The sequence below is a fragment of the Pinirhizobacter sp. genome, from assembly GCF_035317885.1.
In the GTDB taxonomy this organism is placed as follows: domain Bacteria; phylum Pseudomonadota; class Gammaproteobacteria; order Xanthomonadales; family Rhodanobacteraceae; genus Pinirhizobacter.
On sequence record NZ_DATHFX010000465.1, the window covers coordinates 1 to 10,735 of the forward strand.

Annotated in this window: 8 protein-coding genes; 7 read left to right on the forward strand and 1 reads right to left on the reverse strand. The window is 63.2% G+C overall.

The features are described from left to right. The 7 genes from VK519_RS15305 to VK519_RS15335 form a co-directional block, all read left to right on the forward strand. On the forward strand, positions 1-933 hold a 933-nt coding region (locus VK519_RS15305; protein WP_324351167.1), incomplete at its 5' end, for a transglutaminase-like domain-containing protein. A 43-nt stretch (positions 934-976) separates the two neighbouring features. Continuing rightward, positions 977-3,958, forward strand: coding sequence for a TonB-dependent receptor (locus VK519_RS15310; RefSeq protein ID WP_324351169.1), 2,982 nt, complete (start codon positions 977-979; stop codon positions 3,956-3,958). Between the two features lie 96 nt (positions 3,959-4,054). Continuing rightward, positions 4,055-6,718 carry a membrane dipeptidase gene (locus VK519_RS15315; RefSeq protein ID WP_324351171.1) on the forward strand — a complete coding sequence of 888 codons (2,664 nt, stop codon included), beginning with the start codon at positions 4,055-4,057 and terminating at the stop codon, positions 6,716-6,718. A gap of 61 nt (positions 6,719-6,779) precedes the next feature. Further along, positions 6,780-7,475 carry a M15 family metallopeptidase gene (locus VK519_RS15320; RefSeq protein ID WP_324351173.1) on the forward strand — a complete coding sequence of 232 codons (696 nt, stop codon included), beginning with the start codon at positions 6,780-6,782 and terminating at the stop codon, positions 7,473-7,475. 2 nt (positions 7,476-7,477) lie between these two features. Beyond that, positions 7,478-8,539, forward strand: a complete 1,062-nt coding sequence (locus tag VK519_RS15325) for a serine hydrolase domain-containing protein (RefSeq protein WP_414692759.1) — start codon at positions 7,478-7,480, stop codon at positions 8,537-8,539. A 96-nt stretch (positions 8,540-8,635) separates the two neighbouring features. Further along, entirely contained in the window at positions 8,636-9,121 is a 486-nt protein-coding gene (locus tag VK519_RS15330; protein ID WP_324351175.1) for a hypothetical protein, read from the forward strand. Between the two features lie 148 nt (positions 9,122-9,269). Next, on the forward strand, positions 9,270-9,989 hold the full coding sequence (locus tag VK519_RS15335) for a nuclear transport factor 2 family protein (RefSeq protein WP_324351177.1): 720 nt from the start codon (positions 9,270-9,272) through the stop codon (positions 9,987-9,989). Positions 9,990-9,992: 3 nt separating this feature from the next. Here VK519_RS15335 and VK519_RS15340 read toward each other — a convergent pair. Next, positions 9,993-10,735 (reverse strand): OmpA family protein (locus VK519_RS15340; protein ID WP_324351179.1); only part of this gene is annotated, 743 nt, incomplete at its 5' end.

The following is a 10,735-nucleotide window of genomic DNA, read 5'->3' on the forward strand; positions in this document are numbered from 1 at the left end:
GCCGATGCCGTGCCGGCCGGGCAGACGGTGCGGGCGTGGGTACCTTTCCCGCGCGCCATTGCCGGCCAGCAGGAAAACGTCCAGCTGGTGGACAGCACCCCCGCCGGCGCGAAGCTCGCCGCCGAGTCTGCCTTGCAGCGCACCGCGTATCTTGAGAAACCGGCGCAAGCGGGCAAGCCCACGATCTTTGCCGTGACCTACGAGGTCACGCTCTACGCGCGCTACAACAGTATCGATGCGGCCAAAGTGACGCGCGAACACATCACTCCGGAACTTGCGCCTTTCGTTGCCGAACGCGCGCCTCATATCGTTTTCACCCCGGACATGCGCGCGTTTTCCCGCCGTGTGGTGGGCGATGAGAAGAACCCCTACCGCATCGCGCAGAAGCTGTTTGCCGCCGTGGACAAGATCCCCTGGGCTGGCGCACGCGAGTATTCCACCATCAGCAACATCAGCGATTACACCCTGCATGCCGGTCACGGCGACTGCGGGGAGCAGACGCTGCTGCTGATGACCTTGCTGCGCTTGAACGGCATCCCGACGCGTTGGCAGTCGGGCTGGATGTTCTCCGACGGTACCTACAACAACATCCACGACTGGGCCCAGGTGTACTTCGCACCCTATGGCTGGGTACCGATGGATGTCACCTTCGGCCGCCTGCTCCCCGGCGCCAACGCAAAGCCTGGCGACGATGCGCTCGAGTGGTTCTACCTCGGCGGCCTGGATGCCTATCGCATCGCCTTCAACGACGACTACAGCCAGCCATTTGTTCCGCCCAAACAGTATTTCCGTTCCGAGACCGTTGATCTGCAGCGCGGCGAAGTGGAGTGGTCGGGCGGCAATGTGTACTTCGACCAATGGGACTACGACTTCAAGTGGCAGGAAGTGACGCCCGCATCGGAAAGGGCGGGCAGCAGCACCGCGAGGAAATAGCTACTTAGATAACTTTGCCTGGGGAGTGGGGACGATGTGGCAAATGAAGCAAGGCAGGCGAGTCCTGCGCCGTGGCGTATTGTGCGTCGCCGTGGGCCTGTGCCTGGCCGCCTGGCAACCTGTGCACGCGGCCAACACCGATGGCTCGGTGGTCGGCCACACCCGTCCCGGTGCGGTGGTCACCATTCGAGATCCAAGCACTGGCCTGACGCGCTCGGTCACGGCCGACAGTAACGGCAATTACCGCTTCTCCTACCTGCCGGTGGGCCACTACCAGTTGGAAAGCAGCAAAGATGGTCAACCCGTGGGCTCGCCGGTCGGCGTGACGGTAAGCCTGGGCAACGCGACAACGGTCAATGTGGGTGAGAAGAACGAGGCGGTGGACCTGGCCGGTGTGCAGGTGACTGCGCCGAACGTGGTGTCGGCGATCGACGTGACCTCCACCGAATCGGCCACCAACATCAGCCGGGAACAACTGGCACGGTTGCCGGTGGACCAGAACGTGCAGGCCGTGGCGTTGTTGGCGCCAGGCGTGAACAAGGGCAACGCCGGCTTCGGCGGCATTTCCTTCGGCGGTTCCTCGGTGGCGGAGAATTCCTTCTACATCAACGGACTGAACGTTACCGATTTCTACAACCGCAACGGGTTTTCCGAGGCGCCGTTTGCCTTCTACCAGGAATTCCAGGTCAAGACCGGTGGTTACTCGGTGGAGTTTGGCCGAACCACCGGTGGCGTGGTGAACGCGGTGACCCGGTCGGGCAGCAATGAGTTCAAGGCCGGCACCGAGATGACGTTCGAGCCCAGCGCCTGGCAGGCCAAGGCCGACGATCACTATGACGAAACCGGCCGGTACCTTACGTCCAGCCAGGATCACTACTCTCGTACAAAGATGAACGTGTTCGCGTCGGGCCCGATCATCAAGGACAGGCTGTTTTTCTTTGCCATGTACGAGGCGCGCGGCTACACACCGCAGAACACCAACGACCGCGGCACCTTGCTGACCACCAACGATACCGACAGCGGGTTCTGGGGCGCCAAGATCGACTGGCACATCAACGACAAGAACCTGCTGGAGTTCATGGCGTTCTCCGACAAGGACAAGAACGTCGGCTCGGTCTACAACTACGATTTCGACACCGATACCACCAGCCCCAAGAACGACGAGGTGTACAGCGACACCGGCGGCCGGAACTGGGCGCTAACCTACACCAGCTACCTGCTCAACAACCTGTCGATGAAGCTGATGTACGGCAAGAACGAGCGCGAAGCCTTCACGCGCGCGCAAAGCGACTTCGACTGTAATCCGGTGCGCGCGGTATCGGGGATCGTCGACCCTGGCGTCCCCTTAGGCTGCAGCCCAAGCACCGCGGTGCAAAAGCGCAACGATGAGCGCAAACAGTCCCGGGCCGACTTTGAATGGACCCTGGGCGATCACCTGGTGCGCTTTGGTTATGACCATGAAGTAGATACCTCGGACTTCCTGCAGCACTATCCCGGTCCCGGGCAGCTGTACTACAACATCTACACCACCACGCCTGGCTCCACCATCGAGAACGACGGCGTGGTACCGCCGGGCTACTTCGCCTATGTCCGTGCGCGCCGCAACGAGCTCAGCGGCAACTTCGAAACCACCAACTCCGCCTATTACGTGGAGGACAACTGGTCGATCACGCCCAATTTCCTGCTCAATGTCGGCCTGCGCCGCGATGCGTTCGACAACAAGGATGCCGCGGGCCGCAGCTACATCAAGATGGACAACATGGTGGCGCCGCGGCTCGGCTTCTCGTGGGATCTGAAGGGCGATGGCACCACCAAGGTGTTCGGTAACCTCGGTCGCTACTACCTGCCCGTGGCCAACGTGATCAACATCAAGCAGGCCGGTGGCCTGCTGGACCAGCGCACCTACTACGGCTTCGATGGCTATCAGATCCTCGAGCGCAACGGCTCGCCCTATGCGGTACCGATTCTCGGCCCCCAGATTGGAGGGGTGGACGACTCGCAGGGCGACGGCACGGTGGGCGACCTCCGCTCCGAAGTGGACAAGAACATGGATTCGGTCTACCAGGACGAAGCGATCCTGGGCTTCCAGCAGGCCATCAGTGACAAGTGGTCGTGGGGCGTGAGCGGCACCTACCGCAAGCTGCACAACGCCATCGACGACATGGAGATCAGTGCCACGCGTCAGTGCGGCGGCGATGGGTACATCGGTTACGTGATGGCCAACCCTGGCAGCAAGGTTACGGTGTACGGCGATACCAACTGCGACGGCGTGCCCGATGGTTACCTGACGGTGGACACGTCCAAGGAAGGCTGGGCGATGTACGACGCGGAAGGCAACTACCTGGGCCAGCGCGGCTGGAAGAAGCCCAAGCGCAGCTTCGGCTCGCTGGAATTCCAGATCGACCGTGCCTGGGACGATAAGTGGGCCTTCAATGCTTCGTATGTGCTGTCGTGGAGCCGCGGTAACGCCGAGGGGCCGGTCGATTCGGATACCAACTTCGACGACACCGGCCGCACGGAGAATTTCGACGACCCGTACGTGAACCTCAACAGCGGATACCTGCCCAACGACCATCGCCATCAGTTCAAGTTCCGCGGCACCTATGCCATTAGCCCCAACTGGCAGTTGGGCGCGGACCTCGTGGTGCTTTCGGGCAGCCCCATCACCGGCTATGGCGTGGGCAACCCGTATGACGCGCAGGTGTACCACAGCTATTTCATCTGCGTGTCCAACTGCGATGATCCGCATTCGGAGAATCGCGTGTACCAGCTTTCGCCGCGCGGCAAGGATCGCACGCCCTGGACATACAACCTTGGCGCCAGCCTGACCTACATCCTGCCGGTGACCGAAAAGAATTACCTGCGGGTGAAGTTCGCCGTGTACAACCTGTTCAACCAGCAGCGCACCCTGGGTGTGGACCAGGACCTGCAAACGTCGGTCGGCGGACTGAACTCCACCTTTCTCCAGCCCCAGCGCTTCCAGTCCCCGCGATTCGGCCAGTTGACCGTATCGTTGGACTTCTAAAGAAGCGCCTTCCCCCCGCGACCCGCGGCTTGCGGGTCGCTTTTTTTTGCCCTTGCGGCGACGATGCATGCCGGACCGGAAAAGGTGGCTAGCTCGATGAAGACCCTCCGTAACGCCCTATGGCTCATCGCCGCCGCTGCCGGTGCGGCCACGGCGCAGACCACCGAACCGCTGACCATCGACACCCACGTGGATATTCCCTTCGGGTATATGCGCGAATCCCGATTCGACGTGGGCAAGGACACCCCGCTGAAGGTGGACCTGGGAAAGATGGAGCGGGGCGGCCTGGATGGGGCCTTCTTCGTGATCTACGTGGGGCAGGGGCCACTGACACCCGCCGGCTACGCCAAGGCAGTGGCGCAGGCGGCGAAGAAATACGATGCCATCGACCTGATGCTCAAGCGCTATCCCGATCGCATCCGAATGGCACGCACGCCCGATGAAGTGCGCGCCAACCATGCCGCGGGCAAGCTCTCGGCGATGATCGGCATCGAAAACAGTTATTCGCTCGGCCATGACTTGAAGCGCCTGGATGCCGCCTTCGCCCGGGGCGCGCGCTATGTGGGCCTGGCGCATGTGGGCAACAACGACCTGTGCGGCAGTTCGCTGCCCGACACCAAGCTCGGCGACAAGGCCGACGACGACCTGGGCATCACCGACTTCGGCCGCCAGGTGGTGCGCCGGGCCAACCAGTTGGGGATGATGGTGGACATCTCGCACGCCTCCGACGCCTGCGTGCGCGACGTGCTGGCACTGTCCACGGCGCCGATCATAGGCTCGCATTCCTCTTCGCGCGCCATCACCAACCACCCGCGCAATCTTACCGACGACCTGCTCAAAGCCATTGCCGACAAGGGCGGTGTGGTCCAGGCCGTGGCCTATAAGGAATTCCTGAAAATCGACCCGGCCCGCGAGACGGCGGAAAAGAAGATGCAGGCGGCGGTGGCGAAGGGCGCCGGCGACACGAAGTACGACAGCGAGAAGCACGATTATCTGCCCGCCTATGCTGAAGGCATGCGGCAGATCCAGAAGGATCACCCGCTGGCGACCCTCGATGACTACCTGGACCACATCCAGCACATGGTAAAGGTGGCCGGCATCGACCACGTGGGAATCGCCTCGGACTTCGACGGCGGCGGCGAGATCACCGGCTGGATGGATGCATCCCAGACGCACAACGTCACGGCAGGGCTGCGCAGGCGCGGCTTCAGCGAGGCCGACATCGCGAAGATCTGGGGTGGCAATCTCCTGCGCGTCTGGGCCCAGGTGCAGCAGGTATCCCATCCCTACGACCGCCTGTTCGATGAAGCCATGGCGCGCTTCCACCTGCCTGGACTGGCGGTGGGTGTGATCGACCACGGCCAGGTGGTGTTTCGCCGCACCGCGGGTGAGCGCGTGACGGGATCCGGGCAGGCGGTAGACACCCGCACGCTGTTCAAGATCGCCTCGAACTCCAAGGCGATGACCACCGCGATGCTGGCGCGACTGGTGGCGGCGGGAAAGCTGCACTGGGACGACCCGGTAACGAAGTACCTGCCGCAGTTCAGGATGTACGACCCGTGGGTGACGCGCGAGATCCAGGTGCGCGATCTGCTGATCCACGACAGCGGCATGCGTGCCGGCGCGGGCGACCTCATGTTGTGGCCGGAGCCAAATGACTTCACCCGCAAGGACATCCTGGCAGGCCTGGCCTACCTGAAACCGGCGTACAGTTTTCGTTCGCGGTACGCCTACGACAACCTGCTGTACGTCGTTGCCGGCGAGGTGGCGTCCGCTGCCGGTGGTGCGCCTTACGAAGCTTTGCTCAAGCGCGAAGTGTTCAAGCCGATGGGGATGGATCGCTGCCAGGTCGGCGCTTTCAGTCGCGATGGGGTAGGCAACGTGGCTCAGCCGCATATTCGCAAGGACGACGCCAACGTATTGATCCATGCCGATGGGCCCGAGGTGCCTGCGATCACCTCGGCCGCTGCCGGCGGCGTGCGCTGCAGCCTGGACGACATGCTGCGTTGGGCCAATAACTGGCTTGATCCCACGCCTGCCCAGTTGAAATGGCTTGATGCTGATGAACGCCGGCCCCTGTGGTCGGCGCAGATGCCGATGCCGATATCCGGGCACAAGCGCGGGTGGGACGACACTCATCTTTACGCCTACGGATACGGCTGGCGCCTGGCCGACGTGGATGGCCAGTGGAGCGTGTCGCATACCGGCACGCTCGCGGGCATGTACTCCACGCTAAGCCTGCTGCCCAACGAGAAGTCGGGATTCGTGATCCTGATGAACGGTGGCGGCGAGGACGCGCGCGATGCGCTGGCCGAGGCGCTGATGAAACAGTTCACCGCTCCGGGAGAGCAGCGCACCGTCGGCTATTTCGCTGATCAGATGAAGGCGGCGGCTGCTGCGCCCGGAAAGGCATCGCGGGTGCCGGATACGTCTTCCCGCAAGCCGGTGCCGGTGAGCGACGCTGCCGCCTACCTGGGAACTTGGCAGGACCCTTGGTTTGGCGAGGTGTCCATCTGCCCCCTCCCCGACGGCAAGGTCGGCTTCGTCTCGGCGCGTTCACCGATGATGGAAGGACACCTCGAGCGCGTGGGCAAGCGCGACCTGGTGCAATGGCATCACCCGGAGGCTGATGTCGAGCCCTGGATCGATGTCGGCAGCGACAGCGTGATGCATTTGACCAAGGTGGACCCCGATGGCGACTTCAGCAACGATTTCGAAGACCTGGCGTTCAAGCGCATTGGCGATTGCGTGCGACATTAGGGCTCCCGTGGCTCGTCTGGCAGTAGCGGTAGTGGCGGCGCGAAGGGCGAGCAAGCGTGTCATGCCCTTGCTGTTGCTCGCGATCGTTGTCGCGCCAGCGTGGGCTGCGCCACCACCACCGGCGCTTTCGCAGGCCAGGACCACTTCTGAAGCGGGCCTGGTAGATATCCGCAGCCTCGTTCCCGACATCGGCGAGGCGATCCACTACGCAGGCTCCGACAACTTCACCGGCGCCGTAGTTAACGGCTACCGCAAACCTAAGTGTTTCCTGTTGCGGCCGGCGGCCGAGGCACTGGCCCGCGTGGAGCATGCCTTGAGAAAGCAGGACATGCGCCTGCGGATCTTCGATTGCTACCGACCGGCGCGAGCCGTGGCTGCCTTTGTCCATTGGGCTTCGGACCCCGATCAATCCACCCGGTCGGTGCATTACCCGAACGTGGCGAAGTCGGCCCTGCTAGGCGAGTACATCGCCCCGGTGTCGGGTCACAGCCGTGGGGCAACGGTGGATCTTACCGTGATGCAATGTCATGGCGGCAAGGATTGCGCGCCCCTGGACATGGGCACCGACTTCGACTTCTTCGATCCGCTGGCGCATACCGATGCGCCGGGTGCCACACCTGCCCAACATGCGAACCGCCAGCGGTTGCTCAAGGCGATGGCGGCGGCAGGCTTCGAGAACTACGCTCCTGAGTGGTGGCATTACACGCTGAAGGACGACCACACCCCGAACCTGATCTACGACGCGCCGGTGGAGTGAGCATGCGCATAGCAACCTGGGTAGTGTGTCTAGCCGCCACGCTTGCGAGCGGTTGCACGAGCGCGCCACTGCGCCAGATGGACGCCGTGGATGCGTTGATGCAGCGCTACCAGGGCAAGGTGCCCGGCGCCTCGCTGCTGGTGATCAAGGACGGCAAAGCGCTGGTCCGCCGGGGGTACGGCCTGGCAGACCTGGAAACTGGTACGCCTGCCGCACCCGCTACAAACTACCGCCTGGCTTCGGTGACCAAACAATTCACGGCGGCCAGCATCCTGTTGCTGGCGCAGGACGGCCGGGTGGGCCTGGATGATCCCATCCGTCGGTGGCTGCCTTCGCTGCCACCGACGGCTGACGGCATCACCATTCGGCACCTGCTGACACACACCGGAGGGCTGATCGACTACGAGGACATCATGTCGCCCGATACCCGGGTGCCGCTGCGTGATGCCGACGTACTGAAGCTGCTGGAAGGTGAGCGCCGCACCTATTTTCCGCCGGGGTCGAGCTATCGCTACAGCAATGGCGGCTATTCGTTGCTTTCGCTGGTAGTGGAGAAAGCCTCGGGCATGAGTTTCCAGTCGTTCCTGAAACAGCGGATTTTCCTTCCGCTAGGGATGACCAACACGCTGGCGTATGTCCAGGGCGGACCGCCCGTGCCAAACCGGGCTTTCGGCTACAGCTTGATCGACGGGCGCTGGACGCGCACCGACCAGAGCATGACCAGTGCCGTGCTTGGGGACGGCGGCATCTATTCGTCAATCGACGACCTGGCCAAATGGGACGCTGCGCTCTACGACGACCGACTGCTGAGCGATGAATCCCGCCGGCTGGCCTTCCATCCGTGGACGAAGACGGACGACCCCACCATCGAGTACGGCTTCGGCTGGCGCATCACCGGCGAGACACTCTGGCATTCGGGAGAAACCATTGGTTTCCGCAACGTGATCGTTCGTTATCCGCGGCGGCATTTCACGGTGGTCCTGCTGACCAGCCGCAACGATCCGGAACCTTATCGCACGGCGCTGGATATCGCCGACGTGTTCGTGGGCGCAGGCAAGCATTAGGCATCGATCTGCGACCACGCGGGTTGGCGGCGATGCCCGGTACGGCGGGCACGATGCTCATGGCCTTATGACAGCTCCCCACCACGGAGCTCCACCATGCTTTTCACCGCACTTTCCGCCATGGCCCTGGCGGCCGCGACACCCGTCGGGTTGCCGACCACGTCCCAAACCGCACCCGTGTATGTCGATGCGATCGATTACCCGGGCGATGAAGATGGCTGGAGCACCTTCTACGACCTTGAGCGTCGCCTGGCCAGGGGCTTCAATGACATCTGTGGCGACACCTTCTGCGAAGGCGAGTACAGCAATATCCAGCATTTGCGTTACCGATGCTCGGTGCGCCTCGCCGATGGGGTGATGGGCGAATGCATCTGGACATTTGCTGGCAGCAACCAGGAGGTGGATCCGACTTCAGGCAAGGTGGTGGTCGACGGACGCATCTGGCAGTGCAAGTCACCGATCGTGCCTGGCACCACGATCGGTGAGTTCTACCGGGCGCTGGCCGGCCGCGACGCGATCGACGCGCGGTTGCCGCGCGGCGGCAGGTCGATATACCACGGGCTCACCGACTGCGGGTTCTAAGGGTGGCGCGGGTACGGGATGGGGGTCAGAGTGAATACTCTGACCCCGGATACCGACCCTGCCGGTCGGCACCCTGCCATCGGTACGGGATGGCAAGCGAAGGTCCCTGGTGCATCCTGCCGCCACTTGCCCTGTTGGAATCGCCCGCATGCGTCGCGCTGCCGTCTTCCTGTTGCTGGCCGTCCCCTTTGCCTCGGCCTGGTCGGTAACTAGCCCCGAAGCGGAGGTCAAACGCCTGTCCCAGCAATTTTCCGATGCCTCGGCCAGTGGCGATGCCGCCACCCTCGGCCGACTGCTGGATGATCGCGTCGTCTTCATGAACGAGAACGGCGAGCTGTCCAGCCGCGCGGAGATCCTGGCCGGCACGCAACCGACGCCTGCCGGCCGGCACAACGAACTGGTGCAGAGCGACTGGAATTTCGTCTTGCAAGGCGATACCGCGGTAACCAGCTTTACCGACAACGGCAGCTTCACCATGGGCAGCATCGTCACCCATGCAAGCTTCAAGTCGATCGAGACCTGGCAGCACAAGAAAGACGGCTGGAAGATGATTGCGAGCCAGACGCTTGCCGTGCAGAACGATCCGGCAGCCGTCACCTTGCCCGCGGCCGATCTTGACCAGTACATAGGCACGTACAGCGCCGGTATGGCGGCCACGGTAAAGATCACCCGCACGCCACGGGGATTGGAGAGCTCCACCAACGGTGGGGCGGCGAAAGCGCTCGACGCCGAGGTGCGCGACGTGTTGTTCACACCGGGCCAGCCGCGCACGCGGCGGATCATCCAGCGCGATGCCGCCGGCCATGTGACGGGCTTTATCGCCCGTCGCGAGGGACACGACCTGCTTTATCGCAAGCAGGCGTCCTGACGCTTATTGCTCTACCAGTTCCACACGCCGGTTCTTGGCCTTGCCGGCGTCGGAGTGATTGCTGGCCACCGGTGCATAGGACGCCAGTCCCTTGGCCGACAGGCGGTTTGCGGCGATGCCGTAGGTGGTTGTCAGTGCCTTGACGACGGACTCGGCGCGCTGCTGGCTGAGGGTAAGGTTGTGCGCCAGTGCCCCGGTATCGTCGGTGTGGCCGACGATATACACCTTGAGGCCCGGCTGCTTGTGTAGCAGGTCGCTCATCTGCTTGAGCGTGGGGTCGGACGCCGCGGTGAGCTTGGCGCTGTCGGTGTCGAAGGTGAGGCCGTAGAGGGCGATCTTGCCCTCGGCGGCGAGGCCTTTGGACATGGCGTCGGCGTCGACGGTGACCTGGCCGGTAGTCATCGCTCCGCTCTCGACTATGGTCACCAGCACGCCGACACCGGCGTTGGTGCCGGAGACCATCAGCCCGACGTCAACCTGGCTTCCATTGCGCTTCAATGTCGCGCCGAAGTAGCGCACGTCCCCGTGCGTCGACTGCAGGAGCTCGAGCATGGCGTCCCGGTGTTCGGCATCGGCATTCAATATGTCGCTGGCGTAGTCGCGCGAGAAGTCGTAGCCACCACAGTCCCGCGTCGCTGGCGAGCATTCAAAAAACGGATGGAATCCAGCGCCTTCGAGTGCCTGTTCGTAGTTCGCCATGATTTCCACGGGGGTCTTGCCGGCAGGTGATTCATACGCAATGCGCG